14 protein-coding genes are annotated in these 17,093 nt (G+C 32.4%); all 14 read right to left on the reverse strand.

All coding sequences use genetic code 11. The annotated features are described in order from the left end of the window. Positions 1-361 precede the first annotated feature (361 nt). The 14 genes from B5E79_RS08670 to pstB all read right to left on the reverse strand — a co-directional run bounded on the left by B5E79_RS08670 (position 362) and on the right by pstB (position 17,089). Positions 362-2,185 (reverse strand): ABC transporter ATP-binding protein, encoded by a 1,824-nt coding sequence (locus tag B5E79_RS08670; RefSeq protein WP_087297705.1) that lies wholly within the window; start codon positions 2,183-2,185, stop codon positions 362-364. Beyond that, positions 2,178-4,400, reverse strand: a complete 2,223-nt coding sequence (locus B5E79_RS08675) for an ABC transporter ATP-binding protein (RefSeq protein ID WP_087297706.1) — start codon at positions 4,398-4,400, stop codon at positions 2,178-2,180. Before B5E79_RS08675 ends, B5E79_RS08670 begins: the two co-directional genes overlap by 8 nt. After that, a complete protein-coding gene (locus B5E79_RS08680; protein ID WP_087297707.1) occupies positions 4,397-4,825 on the reverse strand; it encodes a MarR family winged helix-turn-helix transcriptional regulator in 429 nt (142 codons plus the stop codon). The genes B5E79_RS08675 and B5E79_RS08680 overlap by 4 nt, the downstream gene beginning before the upstream one ends. An 89-nt stretch (positions 4,826-4,914) precedes the next feature. Beyond that, on the reverse strand, positions 4,915-6,156 hold the full coding sequence (locus B5E79_RS08685) for a glutamate-5-semialdehyde dehydrogenase (RefSeq protein ID WP_087297708.1): 1,242 nt from the start codon (positions 6,154-6,156) through the stop codon (positions 4,915-4,917). Then, on the reverse strand, positions 6,149-7,291 hold the full coding sequence (proB, locus tag B5E79_RS08690; protein WP_224762512.1) for a glutamate 5-kinase: 1,143 nt from the start codon (positions 7,289-7,291) through the stop codon (positions 6,149-6,151). The genes B5E79_RS08685 and proB overlap by 8 nt, the downstream gene beginning before the upstream one ends. Continuing rightward, complete coding sequence (locus B5E79_RS08695; RefSeq protein WP_087297709.1) at positions 7,269-8,099, reverse strand: hypothetical protein; 831 nt, start codon at positions 8,097-8,099, stop codon at positions 7,269-7,271. The genes proB and B5E79_RS08695 overlap by 23 nt, the downstream gene beginning before the upstream one ends. 110 nt (positions 8,100-8,209) lie before the next feature. Continuing rightward, entirely contained in the window at positions 8,210-9,988 is a 1,779-nt protein-coding gene (locus B5E79_RS08700) for an ABC transporter ATP-binding protein (RefSeq protein ID WP_087297710.1), read from the reverse strand. After that, positions 9,981-11,717: an ABC transporter ATP-binding protein gene (locus B5E79_RS08705; RefSeq protein WP_087297711.1), complete on the reverse strand. Its 1,737-nt coding sequence runs from the start codon at positions 11,715-11,717 to the stop codon at positions 9,981-9,983. The genes B5E79_RS08700 and B5E79_RS08705 overlap by 8 nt, the downstream gene beginning before the upstream one ends. Positions 11,718-11,837: 120 nt before the next feature. Next, positions 11,838-12,440: a rubrerythrin gene (gene rbr / locus B5E79_RS08710; RefSeq protein WP_087243265.1), complete on the reverse strand. Its 603-nt coding sequence runs from the start codon at positions 12,438-12,440 to the stop codon at positions 11,838-11,840. A gap of 46 nt (positions 12,441-12,486) precedes the next feature. Next, entirely contained in the window at positions 12,487-12,780 is a 294-nt protein-coding gene (locus B5E79_RS08715; protein WP_087297712.1) for a hypothetical protein, read from the reverse strand. Between the two features lie 463 nt (positions 12,781-13,243). Further along, positions 13,244-14,935, reverse strand: coding sequence for a sensor histidine kinase (locus B5E79_RS08725; RefSeq protein WP_087245996.1), 1,692 nt, complete (start codon positions 14,933-14,935; stop codon positions 13,244-13,246). Then, the gene (locus tag B5E79_RS08730; protein WP_087245998.1) at positions 14,928-15,617 is read right to left on the reverse strand and encodes a response regulator transcription factor; all 690 of its coding nucleotides are present in this window, start codon (positions 15,615-15,617) and stop codon (positions 14,928-14,930) included. Before B5E79_RS08730 ends, B5E79_RS08725 begins: the two co-directional genes overlap by 8 nt. Positions 15,618-15,628: 11 nt before the next feature. Continuing rightward, positions 15,629-16,288: a phosphate signaling complex protein PhoU gene (phoU, locus tag B5E79_RS08735; RefSeq protein ID WP_087246000.1), complete on the reverse strand. Its 660-nt coding sequence runs from the start codon at positions 16,286-16,288 to the stop codon at positions 15,629-15,631. A 45-nt stretch (positions 16,289-16,333) separates the two neighbouring features. Further along, positions 16,334-17,089, reverse strand: a complete 756-nt coding sequence (gene pstB / locus B5E79_RS08740) for a phosphate ABC transporter ATP-binding protein PstB (protein ID WP_087297714.1) — start codon at positions 17,087-17,089, stop codon at positions 16,334-16,336. Positions 17,090-17,093 lie beyond the last annotated feature (4 nt).

Consider the following 17,093-nt stretch of genomic DNA (forward strand, 5'->3'; position numbering starts at 1 on the left):
TTTATCAGTCATAATATCTTCACCTCGATATAAGTATAGCACTGATGAAAATATCATGTTTTATTTTAAAGGGCTTTAACACCGTTTTTATGGAGTTAAAATCAATTACCAACATTTAATTGAAGTTAGATTTAAACACAAAAAAAGCTTTCTAGATATAAATTACAATTTCTTTATTTCAATCTATTTGTCTTACATATATCCTATTTCTCGCTAAAATATTTTCCAATCTTAAACATAAAGATTTTATCTTTATACCCATTCCCACCGTTCTTCTATATTTAGATTCCAATACAACATTCCTTCATCCTTCACAGATAATTTAAAAATTAATATAAAAAACTTACTCAAAACGAGTAAGTTATTCATGACTAGATTCAAATTGTGACTGATAAAGATCAGCATAGAAGCCACCTTTTTCCAATAATGACTCATGATTTCCTAATTCAACAATATCTCCATCTTTCATCACAATAATAGTATTGGCATCTTTGATTGTAGAAAGTCTATGTGCAATAATAAAACATGTTCTTCCTTCCATTAATTTGTCCATACCACGCTGAATTAAAACTTCAGTTCTGGTATCAACAGATGATGTTGCTTCATCTAATATTAATATCTTAGGATTAGCAAGGAAAGCTCTCGCAATCGTTAATAACTGTTTTTGACCTTGAGATATATTACTAGATTCTTCATTAATGATGGTATCATATCCATCTTCCAATGTATTAATAAAATGATCAGCATACGCCAAACGACAAGCTTCATACATTTCTTCATCTGTAGCATCCAATTTTCCATATTTTAAATTTTCACGGATTGTTCCACCAAATAGCCATGTATCCTGCAAGACCATTCCAAATAGACTTCTTAAATCACTTCTAGCAAAATGAGTAATATCTTCACCGTCAACTAAAATATGTCCACCATTCAATTCATAGAAACGCATCAACAATTTCACAATGGTTGTTTTTCCTGCACCCGTTGGCCCAACAATAGCCACACTTTGTCCAGCATGAACATGCATAGAGAAATCATGGATAATGGTTTTTTCTGGTGTATAACCAAATTGAACATGATTGAAAGTAACACTTCCCTGCATATGGTTAACTTGTTCGCTTGTGACTAAAGCGTGTTCTTCTTCCATTTCTGTTTCATCTAAAAATTCAAAAACACGTTCAGCAGCAGCGGCTGTAGATTGTAATTGATTCATGATTTGAGCCAATTGTGTAATAGGCTGATTAAATTGACGCACATACTGAATAAAAGCCTGAATATCTCCAATAGAGATCATATTTCCTGTTGCTAAAAATCCACCTAATAAGCAGACACCAACATATCCAATATTTCCAACAAATGTTGTCAGTGGCTGTAATAAACCTGAAAAGAATTGTGACTTCCAAGCTGAATTATATAAATCATCATTATATTCTTCAAATCTGGCAACAGAATCCTCTTCACCATTAAAGGCTTTGACAACCTGATGAGCACCATACATTTCTTCAATATGACCATTGACATTTCCTAAACTTGTCTGTTGAGAAATAAAGTATTTTTGTGTTCTTTTCATGATTTTTGACATGAAAAACATAGAAACAGGTAACACACATAATGCTAATAATGTCATTGGAATACTGATTGTCAGCATCATGATAAAAATTCCAATAACCGTTACTGAAGATGTCACGATTTGCGTTAAACTCTGATTCAATGATTGAGCAATCAAATCGACATCATTTGTTACACGTGATAATGTATCGCCACTCGAATGTGTATCAAAATAACTGAGTGGCAAACGATCCATTTTTTCAGAAATTTCTTTTCTAAAATCATAAGCAACTTTTTGCGAAATACCAGAAGTTAAAAATCCTTGTATATAATTAAGAAGTGCACTTAATAAATAAATACAAACCAGGAAAAAGAGAATCTGGAAAATAGCATCAAAATCAATACCACCAGTATGTGTGACTTTCGCCATAATTCCTTCGCTCAATTTATCTGTGGCTTGAGCTAAAACTTTTGGTCCAAAGATTAAAAAAACAGTTGAACCCGCAGCAAATATAAAAATAAATATAAATTTCACATAATAAGGTCGTAAATGAGCAAACAATTTTTTAATTGTTCCCTTAAAGTCCTTAGCTTTTTCATTAGACATCTGTCTACCACCCATATGTCCTCTAGGCATTGGCTAATTCCTCCTTTGAAAGTTGTGAATAAGCAATTTCCTGATAAACCTGACAATTCTTCATCAATTCATCATGAGTTCCTTTTCCAACAATTTTTCCATCATCTAAAACAATAATCTGATCTGCATCCATGATAGAAGCGATTCTTTGTCCAACGATCAAAACAGTATTTTGATTTTTTTCCATCAATTGACTTAATTCTTTTCTTAAAATAGCATCTGTTTTAAAATCCAATGCTGAAAAACTATCATCAAAAATAAGAATTTCTGGATTTTTTGCTAAAGCTCTGGCGATAGCTAAACGTTGTTTTTGTCCTCCAGACACATTTGTTCCACCTTGTGAAATAGCTTCATCTAAACCATGTGGTTTTGCATCAACAAATTCTTTTGCCTGAGCCACACGAATGACTTCATTTAATTCTTCATCAGTAGCCTCATGAGCGCCATATTTTAAATTGGAACGAATCGTTCCTGAAAATAAGACTCCTTTTTGAGGAACAACACCAATACGTTCTCTTAAATCATGTTGATTCACATCTTTGACATTGACACCATCAACAATAACCTCACCTGCAGTGACATCATAAAAACGAGGAATCAAATTGATTAATGTACTCTTTCCTGAACCCGTTGAACCAATAAAAGCCGTTGTCTGTCCAGGTTTAGCTGTAAAGCTAATATGACTCAAAACAGCTTCATGAGCTCCAGGGTATTGAAATGAAACATCCTTAAATTCAACAACACCTTTTTGTTGTGAATCAAATTCAACAGGTTGTTTTGGATCTTGAATTGTTAATTCTGTTGATAAGACTTCATAAACACGATCAGCAGCCACACTGGCACGAGGAATCATAATGAAAATCATCGCAATAAATAAGAATGACATAATAATTTGCATTGCATATTGAATAAAGGCCATCATTTCTCCAATCGCAATATTTCCTAAATCTAATTGTTGAGAACCAACCCAAACAACCAAAACAGTCGCAAAATTCATGATAAACATCATGATTGGCATTAATGTTGCCATAGCGCGGTTAACAAATAAGTTAACAGTTGTTAAATCATCATTAGCTTTATCAAAACGTTCTTCACTGTGCTTTTCATTTCCAAAAGCTCTAATAACCAAAACTCCAGTTAAATTTTCACGCATTGTTAAATTCAATCTATCAATCAAAGACTGAATGACCTTAAACTTAGGTAAAACAACTTTCATCAAAACCATAATGACAAGTGTAATGACAATGAGAATCATTAAAATAATCCATGTCATTGATGATGAATGCGTAAAGGCTTTGATTAATGCACCAATTCCCATCATAGGTGCAAACAATACAATTCTCAGTAACATAATCATTAACATCTGAACTTGCGTAATATCATTAGTTGTACGTGTAATTAATGAAGCTGTTGAAAATTTATTAAACTCGCTATTTGAAAAACTTTCAACTTTCTTAAAAACTGCTCGTCTTAAATCTCTCGCAAACCCAGCCCCTACTCTTGAAGATAAAAAGGCTGAAGCCATAGCTGCTAAAGAGCCTAATAAAGCAATGCCTAACATCTTTAACCCAGCTACAAATATATATTGTGTCTGTATCTGGTCAACATCTGCTCCTAAAGCCATATATTCATTTTTGACACCATTACCTGCAGCGACAAGCATTGTTGATTCACCCATTGTCTCAATTTGGGCATCAATTTTCTCTGTCATCTGATGACGTGTCTGTTCATCCATCATTTCAAAAACCTGATAAATATCCATCCCCTCAGGAATATTTTGAAATTGTTGCTGATATTCCTTTGAATTGGGATCCATTGAATCAATGGCAGAAACCATTAACATAGGTTTTATTAATGCACTTTCTAATTCTTCTGTTTCTTTTTGAGAAAGATCATGAAGTACATAGGCATCCTTTATTTTTGGAAATTTATCTTTTATATCTTGTGATAAATTGTCGTAAGAAGTCAAAGTATAGCTTGATTCAATCGTTTCTTTTTGCTTGTCATCAGCAAAAATCAAGAGATGTTCAAAAGTATCCTGACTATAAACATCACCTATTGATGTATCAAATCCACCAGCTTGTATCCCATTTGTTACAATATCACTCATATAATCTGGTAAGGCCAATTCTGATTGAGATTGAATAAAAACAAATCCAATACACAAAATGATTGGTAACCAAAACTTATATGCAAATTTTCGTAACTTAATCACTTGATTTCCTCCTTTAAATTCCTTTTTATTTTTTTGACAACATTCAAAACAGCCATATAATCTTCATCTGTCATCCCTTTACAGACAATCTGATGAACATGATGAAAATCTTTCTTCATCTCGTCAATGACTGCTTCTCCTTGAGAAGATAAAACAATATAATAATATCTTTTATCATCTTCATTCAGCTTTCTTTCAATAAGCCCCATATCCACCAATCTTTTGATCCTTACTGAAAGCGTAGCTTCAGTAATACGAAGTTTCTGTGCAATCTCTTTTTGATTCATCTGTTGATGAGCAATCAAAAAAATCAATTTTGCCTGTTCCACTGTTAAATGATGACATTTTTGAGAGGTTAACTTTTGAATCATTTTATGAATCTCTCGCATCTCCTCCATCATTTCACTAAAACAATCATATTCCATCAAATCCCTCCTATTACTTAGCGTACTCATCATTATACTTAGTATACTAAGTATTGTCAATAAAAAAGCGAATCATCATGATTCACTCTTTATTCTCTCACTTGTCCCTGACCATAGATTTTATATTGATATGATGTCATTTCTAACAAACCTAATGGTCCTCTGGCATGTAGTTTTTGCGTGCTGATACCAAGTTCCGCACCAAAACCAAATTGTCCTCCATCACTAAAACGTGTCGAAGCATTATGATAAACACATGCTGAATCTATACTATTTAAAAACATATGGGCAGTATCCTGATTTTCAGTAATAATAGCTTCAGAATGTTTAGTAGAATACTGATAAATATGTTCAATAGCCTCTTGTAAACTATCCACAATTTTAACAGCCACAATATAATCGTCATATTCTGTCGCATAGTCTGTTAATGTAGCTAACTGACATGGAATGATCTTTTGAACTTTACTATCCCCACGTATGTCAACACGTTCATGAAAAGCCTCATACAATAATGGTAAATACGTATCCGCTATATCCTGATGCACGAGAATGGTTTCAATGGCATTGCAGACAGATGGTCTTTGAATCTTTGCATTGACGGTGATATCTATGGCCTTTTTCAGATCTGCTTCTTTATCAATATACAAATGACAATTTCCAGCACCTGTTTCAATAACAGGAACAGTTGCATTTTGCACAACATGCTGAATTAAGCCAGCTCCTCCTCGTGGCACGACAACATCCACATAACCATAAGCATGAATCAATTCATCAACCATTTCTCTTCCACCATAGTCAATCAATTGCACACAATCAACAGGTAATGTCTCTTTGATGGCTTCTCGCATAAGCTTTGTTAAAATGCGATTAGAATGCATAGCCTCTTTACCACCTTTTAATACACAGACATTTCCTGATTTGATACATAGACAGGCTATATCAACTGTTACATTTGGTCGAGATTCATAAATGATTCCAAAAATCCCAATAGGAACACGCACTTGTTTAATAAGCAATCCATTAGGTCTTTTGATCTCTCTAATTATATCACCAACTGGATCATCTAAACTTACTAATTTCAAAACATCATCTGCCATTGCAACAATTCTATCTTCATTCAGCAACAAACGATCAACCATCGCATCTGACATTCCTGATGCTTTTGCATGTTCTATATCTTTTTGATTTTCATTGATAATCTCTAAGACATGGTCTTTTAAAGCTTGAGCAATCTTTATTAAAGCCTGATTTTTAGATTGCGTATTCATTGTCATCATGTGACGGCTGGCTTGTTTTGCCTGTGTCAATTGTTTGAAAAGTTGTTCATTCATGAGATTCACCTCCTAATATAACCATATTATCAGCATGAATCACTTCATCATAATCATAACTTTCCAATATATTTTTAATATCCTGACTATGATGTCCTTTGATTAATGCGATTTCAAAACTTGTATACTGTACAATCCCTTTTGCAATTCTTTGTCCTTGTTGATTCATAACATCCACAACCTGTCCCGCTAAAAACTGTCCATGAACATCACTAATGCCTGAAGGCAATAAACTTTTATGATGTCTTAAAGCTTGACACGCCCCATCATCAACAATAATTTCACCTTTAGATTGTGTTCGATAAGTTAACCAATGAGCTTTCGCATTAAGATGTTTACCCGTTTTCCCATTAAACCATGTACCTTCTTCACACTCATCAAAAATATGCAACAAACTCTCTTTCTTTTGACCATTTACAATCACCATATGCTTACCATAATCATTCACAATTTTCGCTGCTTTAATTTTTGTAGCCATACCACCTGTCCCTAATTTTGAAGTTGAACCGGAAGCCATGTTTTCAATCTTTTCATCAATCTGTTCAACATATTTTAAAAGCTGAGCCTGTGGATTATGATGAGGATTATCCGTATATAAACCATCTATATCACTAACCAAAATCAATAAATCGGCATCTATCACAGGTACTAACAATGCAGATAAAGTATCATTATCTCCTACTTTAATTTCATCTACTGCCAAAGCATCATTTTCATTCACAATCGGTATAACCCCATAATCAATTAAAGCATTCATTGTATGTGAAAGATTTAAAAGACGTTGACGATGATCAAAATCATCATGGTTCACTAAAACCTGTGCACATTTTAAGTGAAACAGTTGAAATATTTCTTCATAAATCTGCATCAGCTGTGCCTGTCCAATAGCCGCTAAAGCCTGTTTTTGTGGTAACGTTTCAGGTTTTTTCTCTAATTTCATAGCCCCCATTCCAGCACTGATGGCACCTGAAGAAACGACCACAACTGTCATTCCCTGTTCAATTAATTGCGCTATTTGCATCACTAAATACAAAATCTTTTGTTGATCTATATAACCATTGGCATGACACAATGATGATGAACCAATCTTAATAATGACTTTTTTGATATTTTTAATCTCTCTCATGATACTCATTCCTCATTTCCTTATAAAATAAGTATTTTGCGATTTCAAATCTTCCTTTAAAAACTTCAATATATAAAAATAAAGATGTCACAATACAAAACAACATCAAAATATCATTTAAATGTCCAATCCATAAAACAATACAACCAGTTATAACCCAATAACAGGCATGACGTAAAATATATAATATATACAGATGAGCAAATTGAAAAATTCTTGTTTTCATCAATTGAATTGAATAGCTCATACATTCGCTCCATGAAAGTTCTTCTAATTCCATCATATAAGGAACAGGCATAAATAATGCTGTTAAAAAAAGATAAACGGCAATACAGATCAGAATATTACCAACTAGAAATATATTTTGTAAAATCAATGCTATATATTCAAATTGAGGTACAAAATATTCTGTTTGTATTAATGTATTCCCCAATGACGAAAACCATTCAATAGAAAATTCTGGTATCAATTCATGAATTGCCAAAAAAGATGGTAAAAAGCATATAAGCGTACACAAAACAATAATAGCTTTACGCATTAAATATGCAGGAGCTACTTTGGGAAAACAGAAAATACCATTCAATGAATCATGATAATCAAGAACCGGCTTTTCTTCATCAACCAGTTTCATTGCACATTTCACATAACCATGACTTATTGGACATAAAAACAGTGATACAAAAAAAGAGAAAATACCACTTCTTAAATATTGTGCTAAAATTCCAACATATCCAACATAGAAAAATTCAGGAATAACCTGTTTTTTATATTTTTGATATAACTGATTAGATTGTTGTTTAATGACATGAATATCCATAAATCTATCTCCTTGTTGAAAACATTATACACAACTTCCTATCATTTGTAAAAGAAGTTCATGAAAAATTATTTTTCTTCACAAAAAAAAGGCAGTTGAATACAACTACCTTATTCTTCTGCAAATTGTGCATTATATAATTGACTATAAAACCCATTTTGAGCCAATAATTCTTCATGTTTTCCCTGTTCTACAAGGTAACCATCTTTAATGACTAAAATCAAATCAGCATTTTTAATTGTGGATAAACGATGCGCAATCACAAAGCTTGTACGACCTTTCATCACATTTTGCATAGCATCCTGTAATCTCTTTTCCAGTCGTGTATCAACCGATGATGTTGCTTCATCTAAAATCATAATTTGTGGATCTTTTAACATCGCTCTGGCAATCGTCAGTAATTGCTTTTCTCCTTGAGAAATATTATTGGCTTCTTCATTCACAATCATATCGTAGCCATCTGGCAATGTTCTGATAAAATGATCCACATTAGCCTGTCTAGCTGCCTCAATCACTTCATCTTTTCTGGCATCTAAACGTCCATAATGTATATTTTCATAAATAGTCCCATGAAATAGCCATGTATCCTGCAAAACCATCCCAAACATAGAACGTAACTGTTCTCTTGGAATCTGTCGAATATCAACACCATCAATGCGAATGCTACCAGAAGTTACATCATAAAAACGTAACAACAAACTAATCAATGTTGTTTTTCCTGAACCCGTTGGCCCAACGATAGCTACCATCTGTCCACTTTGAATATCAATATTCAAATCATGTAAAACTTCTTTATCATGATATCCAAAACAAAGATGATCAAATTGAACATGCCCTTTTGCATGAGTTAAGGTTTGTGGATTTTCAACTGGTTTTTCTTCAGTTTCATTTAAAATTTCAGATATTCTATGTAAAGCCGCAAAAGCCGATTGAATTTGTGAAGATAAATTGCTGACTTGAGATATAGGATCATTAACCTGCCATATATAGCGGACAAAAGCCTGCAATTCTCCTACAAGTATACTGCCATTTAAAACAAATAAGCTCCCAACAAAACCAATTGTTCCAATAACCATATATGTCACAAGAGAAATACATGGTGAAATAATTGATGACATAAATTGGGCCTGAAATGCATTACGATAAAGTGTCTGATTGATATCTTTAAATTTTTCAATAGCATCTTGTTGTTTATTAAACAAAAGAATTTCACGATAACCACCATACATTTCGGTAATAGCACCATTTAAGTTTCCTAAAGCATCCTGCTGGGCCTGGAATTTCTTTTGTGAACGTTTAACAATAATCTTGGTAATGACCAATGCCACAGGAATGATCAATAAGACAATGCAAGTCATGACAATATGTATACGTACCATCATGACAATAGCTAAAATCAGCATCAATACACCTCTTATGATTTCCGTGAGTGTCTGTTGTAAGGCATTCGAAAGTGTATCTACATCATTTGTAATACGACTTAAAACATCACCATATTTATGTTTGTCAAAATAACTAACAGGTAATTTTCTAATCTTTTCTTGCAGGGCATTTCGCAAATCATGCATCGTTCTTTGAATAGAATTTGTCAAGGCTGTAATTGTGATAGACTGAGATATTGTCTTTAATAAATAAATGCCAAACAACATCACCATAATATGAATCACACGATCAAATTCAACGTGTGCTCCTGGCACATTATTCATCATAGCCATCGCATCTTCCATCAATAATGAAGTCATCATTCCTTCAATCATAGGTGCAACAGATAATGCAAAACATGTCACAACAATCATGAATATAGCGATAATAAATTCCCACTTATAGGGCGATAAAAACGGAGAAATCTGTTGGACTGATTTTTTAAATGTCTGCCATTTTTTACTCATAGTTCAATTCCTCCTCACTTAATTGTGATAAAGCAATTTCATGATAAATAGGACATGTCTGTAAAAGTTCCTTATGTTTTCCATGCCCCACAATTTGCCCCTCATCCAATACAATAATCTGATCAGCATCTTTAATCGTTGAAATTCTTTGAGCAACAATGAAAACAATAGAATGTTGCGTTTCTTCTTTTAAAGCATGACGTAAAATGGCATCCGTTTTATAATCCAGAGCCGAAAAAGAATCATCAAAAATATAAATCTCAGGTTTTCTGATTAAAGCTCTCGCAATACTTAAACGTTGTCTTTGTCCTCCTGAAACATTCGTTGCACTTTCTGTAATCATTTCATCAAAACCATTTGGTTTTTCCATAATAAAATCATAGCTTTGAGAAACTTCAGCAGCATGTTCTAACTCTTCTAAAGTTGCATCAGCCTTTCCATAACGTAAGTTTTCAGCTATTGTTCCTGTAAACAACATAGCTTTTTGAGGAATAAAACCAATTTTATTTCTCAAATCATCAATACGATAATCCTGTATATCAATACCATCAATAAGTATCTCTCCACTACTGATATCATAGAAACGTGGAATCAGATTAATCAGTGTACTTTTACCAGATCCAGTACTTCCAATAAAAGCAATCGTTTCTCCTTCATGGGCTTCAAAAGAGATGTTTTTTAAAACAGCTTCCTCACCATCAGGATAAGCAAAAGTCACATTTCGAAAAGATAAATGATGTTGAGATGTTGAAGACTGTGGTGTTTGTAAAACATGATCTTTAATATCACTTTGCGTTGATAAAACACTCATAATACGTTTCGCTGAAACAGCGGCACGTGGATACATCACAAACACATTACAAAATAACATCATTGAAAACATGGCATGGAAAAGATATTCCTGAAAAGCAATGAGTTTTCCAACCTGTAATGTTCCAGCATCAATCATATGACTGGCTACATAAAAAATAACAAGTGTAACCAAATTCATTAAAAAATAAAAGATGGGCTGAGTTAAAAGCATCAGTTTAAAAATCTTTCTTGTATAACTTGTAAATTCATCATTTGTCTGATTAAAACGAGCTTGTTCATAAGCATCATTATTAAAAGCTCTAATGACCTTTAAGCCTGATAAATTCTCTCTTGTAATACGATTTAAACGATCCAATGATAACTGCTGTTTTTGTGACATTGGTTCTGATATTTTAGCTACCACGATAACCCCTACAACAATCACTGGTAATGTTGCGGCAATAATCAAAGAGAGTTCCAATGATGTACGCATTGTCATAAAAACACTAATGATAACCATAACTGGTGTTAATAAAGCTGTTCTCAAGATGACATTGACAAACAGCTGAATTTGAAAAGCATCATTATTTGTACGTGTAATTAATGATGAAATCCCAAAATGATTAAATTCATGTGGTGAAAATGTTTGAATATGACTAAAAATATCATTTCGCATATCTCTTGTAATAGATGTTGAAATTTTCGCACAACAATACCCTAAAACAATAGTTCCTGCCACTCCAATGATTGAAATCACAATCGCTAGAAACCACATAGAATAAAGATATTCCACATTTCGATTGGTAACCCCATTGTCAATCATATTGGCAATGATTGTTGGTAAACCTAATTCAACCAAAGCAAAGCCAAAGACAGATATAATATTTAAAATCAATAACTTTTTATATCTTTTGAGATAATGTAATATAAGTTTCATATAGTTCCCCCTTCCTTTTTAAACAGTATTAATCTTATTATATACTAAATAAAAATAAGAGTATAGCTCTAACATCATTCTATTAAAAAAAGAATATCAACAAGATATTCTTTCTCTTCTTTACTGCTCTATTTCACAAGTGAATGGAGCATCTTTTAATCTGATAAAATAACCTTGATCATGTGAACAAACTGGACATAATTGAGGGGCACGTGTTCCTTCAAAAATAAATCCGCAATTCAGACACATCCAATAACAAGGCTGTTTGGATGCATAAAGTTGTCCATTTTCCAACAACGTCGCCATTTTTTCAAAACGATCACCATGTGTTTTTTCAATTTCAGCAATATTGAAAAAATCCTGTGCAATCTTATGAAACCCTTCTTCTTTTGCAATCGCTCCAAAATTCTGATAGACATCTTCATATTCTTCATATTCATTATGTCTGGCACTCTTTAATAATGATAAGACATCATCATAAGTATCAACAGGATATCCTCCATCAATCACAATCGTTTCACCTGTTAACTCTTTTAAATGATTGTAGAAGATTTCAGCATGTTCCTTTTCCTGATTGGCTGTAAAATAGAAGACATCTGCCAACATATGATGACCTTTCTTGGCTGCCAATCCTCCTGCAAATGTATAACGATTTCTCGCTTGTGATTCACCTGCAAAAGCACGCATTAAATTATCTTTTGTCTGACTATTTTTAAAATCCATATTTTCACCTCATCAAGAGTATGGACATTATTTTCATAAACATTCGCTATTTTTTATTTTTATTTTGAATCCACCCCATAATAAGTGTTGAAAATTTTGTCAGCATCCAAACAATGATGACCATCCATAAAATCCATGCAAAAATACCAATCATATCAATTTGAACCCTAGCCAGATATAATTGCTTGCCTATCCCATGTTGGGCTGAAACAAAAACTTCTGCCATGACACCGACTTTAAAACTTAATGGTAAACATGTCTCAACAGCTGATAAAATATAACCTTTAATCAATGGTAAATAGGCATAACGAAGATTATAGTACAAAGGATGATGATACAAGGTGATGATATCCTGTAAATGCTTACATATCAGACAAATATAAATAACCTGATACAATTATTAAGGGCTAATCTTGCAAAACTCTTAAACATGAAAGATGAATTCAGGAGACTCATAAATAAAATAATAAGAAAAGCCTCAAAAAATAAAGAGCCTATTCGACCCAATAGACTCTTTGGAAGATGGAATGTCTATACCAAGAAACCAACAACACTCAAATATAGAGTTGATGGCAAACGAAATCCCAAAGTTAGAAAAATGAAAAAGGGATATTTACGTATAAAACGCTAATCGGTAGTATAGACATCATTTTCTAAAAAAATTATAACTTAAAAACTTAAAAAAATCATTAAAAATGATCAGTATCTTTTTGTGCTTTTTTAGCACAGAAAGAAAAAAGGGAGAATTTTGAATTTGATCAAATATTCTCTCTATTTTAATGTCATTAAATTGACGACATTGACTAAGATTCAGTTCTTTTTTGTTGCGGTAAAACAATTTCAATCGTTGTTCCTATATTCAATTCACTCTTCAATGAAATCGTACCTTTATAATGCGATACTATATGTTTAACAATAGCCAAACCAAGTCCAGTTCCTCCGCGCTGTTTACTTCTTCCTTTATCCACACGATAAAATCTTTCAAACACACGTGCCTGATCTGCAAGTGGAATACCAATACCCGTATCTTTGACAACAATTTTCATACCATCGCCTTGCGCTTCAATATCCACAAAGACACTTCCATGATCTTTATTATACTTAATGGCATTTCCTATAATATTGTTTAATAATGTATAGATTTGTTGATGATTTCCTATATACACCATATCTTCAAAAGAATATTCCATATGGATATCATGTTTCGCTATTTCTACTTCATAACTTTCTAAAACTTCGTCCACGATACTTCGCATTTTAATTGGCATCATTTCTGCTTCAATATCCATACTTTCTAATCTTGACAGCATCAATATATCATTAATCAATCGTGACATACTATCAACTTCTGTTTGAATCTTTTCTAACATAACTTGTTTTTGACTTTCATTTTGGACAACACCTTGAGCCAATAAATCACTATATCCCCTAATAGATGTCATTGGTGTTTTCAATTCATGAGAAACATTAGAGAAAAATTCACTACGCATTTTTTCTGCTTTTTTCGATGCCGTAATATCCACAAAAAGCAAAGTTGTCCCAAAATCAACTCGTGAAATATAACAAGCATAAATATTATGATCTATTTTTAGCTCAACCTGTTGTTTTGTAATGTTATTTTGTAAAGCTTGTATAATATCAGGAAAATAAAGATAATCTAAAATACGATCATGTACTTTCATATCTCCTAATATAGATATTGCCTTTTCATTAATACTTAAAATTTGATAGTCTTCATCCAATAAAACAAATCCCTCATTCATTTGTTTTAAAATTTCATCTATTTTAATACGTTCCAGTTTGACCTGACGCATAGATTTACGTAATCGATGTGATAAATTATAAATCGTGTCTACAATCACATTAAATTCCTGATAATCATAATCCTTCAAATCAACTCTAAAATCTTTACTCATATGATCAAGACTTTCACTAATTTCAATAATAGGTTTAGAGATTGTCACTGCCAGCTTACGTGATAGTATAAACGCAATTAAAAACGAAATAATACTGCTTACTGCAAAAGCTGGAATTAACGAACCTAAATAATCAGTAATACCGTGATAAGGAATAGCCAGTCTAATTATATAGTCTTCATGATTATATAAAGCTACATAAAGTGTATCCTCACCTGTTGTTTCAGATTTTCTTTGAGCATATCCTTCACTGGATTTTAAAGCTTCCTGAATTTCCTCACGATTCAAATGATTTTCAGATATAGAATCTTTTGCCGTATCAGCAACAACATTACCTTCAAGATCTATCACACTAATACGTGTATCATCACTATATGCCAAGGGATTTAACTTTTCAATTTGTCCATCAAGCGGCTGCTGATAATCCAAGGCATAATCGATCAGTTTTAAAGAATACAGCATATCGTGTTCAGTTGTATCTAAAATGCTATTAGATAACAGCGCTCCAGAAATCACACAACTGCTTAATAATGCAACAACCAGAATCACAATAAAATAACGGAGGATAGATTTAGTCATACTTATCCTCCTCTTTTTCTACAAAACGATAACCCACCGAACGAATTGTTTTAATATATTTTTCTCCATCATCATTTAACTTCTTACGAAGTGAACGAATATGAACATCTAATGCTCTTGATTCCCCAATAAAATCATATCCCCAAATATTATTTAATAATTCATCTCTTTCGACAACACGATCTTTATTTTCTATTAAATAAACAAGCAATTGATATTCTTTATGTGTTAAATCCATAGTTTCTTGATGATGTTTTACCACATGTGTTGACTTGTCAATAGATAAGGATGGTGTTCTTAAAACTTTTGATTTAGGATGAACTCTTCTTAATAATGTACGAACGCGAGCACAAAGCTCCAATACACCAAATGGCTTTGTCATATAATCATCACTACCACTATCTAAGCCATGAATCTTATCAATTTCACTATCTTTGGCACTTAAAATCAAGATAGGCATTTCTGTATTTGTTTCTCTAATCTTTTTGACAGCAGAAATCCCATCCATCTGTGGCAACATCACATCAAAAATAGCTAAATCTGGTGCCTCTCTTTTTATTTCTATTATAGCATCAATAGCATTATCAAATAGTGTAACCTGATAACCATTAGATTCAAGAGATAGTTTAACTATCTCCTGAATATTTTCATCATCCTCTATGACAAAAATACGTTCGTTCATTGTTAACCCTCCTAAATCAATCTTTGATCATTCACTGAACCAGTTTGATTAAATTCTAACCATTCACAGATATTGACTGCATGATCTCCAACTCTTTCTAAGTATTTCGCAATCATTAAGAAATCAATACAGTAATCAATTCTTTCGCTGTTTTCTTTAATAATTTCTGCAACTTCCTGTTTCACTTCTTCAAACAAAGCATCAATTTCATCATCCATGCTTTTCACTAAACGTGCAGTAGATAAATCTTTTTTAATAAATGAATCTATAGATTCATGAACCATAATTTTAGCCTTTTTAGCCATTGTCGGAATATGCTCAACAGTCTTATAAGCATGTTCACCTTCAAAATTCATAATAATTTCTGCAATATCAGCAGCCTGATCCCCAATTCTTTCCAAATCAGTAACAATTTTTAAAGCTGTTGTTACATTTCTTAAATCAGTTGCGATAGGTTGTTGACGTAAAATCAAATTAAATGCTCTTGATTCAACAGTTCTTTCCATATCATTAATTAAACGGTCATTTGTAATAATCTCTTTTGCAAGAGCTTTATCCTGATGTTTAAAAGCATCAATCATATTTTCAATAGCAACTTCTACAAGATGCCCCATTTTTGTTAAATCAACATTTAACTTTTCTAATTCTTCGTCAAATAGTTTTCTCATCATTTTACATACCTCCATTATATTTGTTTTTCATGCAAAACACAACTCTTAACCAAAACGACCAGTAATATAATCTTCTGTACGTTTATCTTTAGGCATTGAGAAAATGTCCTTTGTTTCACCATATTCTACCATTTCTCCAACCAAGAAGAAAGCCGTATAATCAGCAATACGTGATGCCTGCTGCATATTATGTGTGACAATTGCAATTGTATATTTATCTTTTAATTCCATTAATAACTCTTCAATTTTCAATGTAGAAATAGGATCCAAGGCACTTGTTGGTTCATCCAATAAAATGACTTCTGGTTCTACCGCTAAACATCTTGCAATACATAAACGCTGTTGTTGTCCACCAGATAAACCAAGTGCTGATGTATGCAAACGATCTGCAACTTCATCATATAAAGCTGCTGCTTTTAAACTTTTTTCAACAATTTCATCTAATTTCTTTTTATTTTTAATACCATGAATTCTTGGTCCATAAGCAATATTATCATAAATACTCATTGGAAATGGATTAGGTTGCTGAAAAACCATCCCTACTTTTTTACGTAACACTGTTGTATCAACACGTGGATCATAAATATTTTCTCCATCTAATGTAATTTCACCATCAATTTTGACATTATTTACATAATCATTCATTCTATTTAAAGTCTTAAGAAATGTAGATTTCCCACATCCTGAAGGACCAATAAATGCTGTGATTTTATTTTCTACAATATCTAAATTCACATCTTTCAATGCATGTTTTTCTCCATAATGAAGATTTAAATTTTTAGAACTAATTTTTACACTCATTTTT

The sequence above is a fragment of the Massilimicrobiota sp. An134 genome, from assembly GCF_002160815.1.
In the GTDB taxonomy this organism is placed as follows: domain Bacteria; phylum Bacillota_I; class Bacilli_A; order Erysipelotrichales; family Coprobacillaceae; genus Allocoprobacillus; species Allocoprobacillus merdigallinarum.

Coding starts and splice junctions, on each gene's coding strand:
- rbr (WP_087243265.1), bottom strand. CDS start 12,440: ATGGATTTTAAAAATAGTCAGACAAAAGATAATTTAATGCGTGCTTTT.
- B5E79_RS08670 (WP_087297705.1), bottom strand. CDS start 2,185: ATGCCTAGAGGACATATGGGTGGTAGACAGATGTCTAATGAAAAAGCT.
- B5E79_RS08700 (WP_087297710.1), bottom strand. CDS start 9,988: ATGAGTAAAAAATGGCAGACATTTAAAAAATCAGTCCAACAGATTTCT.
- B5E79_RS08680 (WP_087297707.1), bottom strand. CDS start 4,825: ATGGAATATGATTGTTTTAGTGAAATGATGGAGGAGATGCGAGAGATT.
- pstB (WP_087297714.1), bottom strand. CDS start 17,089: ATGAGTGTAAAAATTAGTTCTAAAAATTTAAATCTTCATTATGGAGAA.
- proB (WP_224762512.1), bottom strand. CDS start 7,291: ATGAGTATCATGAGAGAGATTAAAAATATCAAAAAAGTCATTATTAAG.
- B5E79_RS08685 (WP_087297708.1), bottom strand. CDS start 6,156: ATGAATGAACAACTTTTCAAACAATTGACACAGGCAAAACAAGCCAGC.
- B5E79_RS08725 (WP_087245996.1), bottom strand. CDS start 14,935: ATGACTAAATCTATCCTCCGTTATTTTATTGTGATTCTGGTTGTTGCA.
- B5E79_RS08695 (WP_087297709.1), bottom strand. CDS start 8,099: ATGGATATTCATGTCATTAAACAACAATCTAATCAGTTATATCAAAAA.
- B5E79_RS08730 (WP_087245998.1), bottom strand. CDS start 15,617: ATGAACGAACGTATTTTTGTCATAGAGGATGATGAAAATATTCAGGAG.
- phoU (WP_087246000.1), bottom strand. CDS start 16,288: ATGATGAGAAAACTATTTGACGAAGAATTAGAAAAGTTAAATGTTGAT.
- B5E79_RS08705 (WP_087297711.1), bottom strand. CDS start 11,717: ATGAAACTTATATTACATTATCTCAAAAGATATAAAAAGTTATTGATT.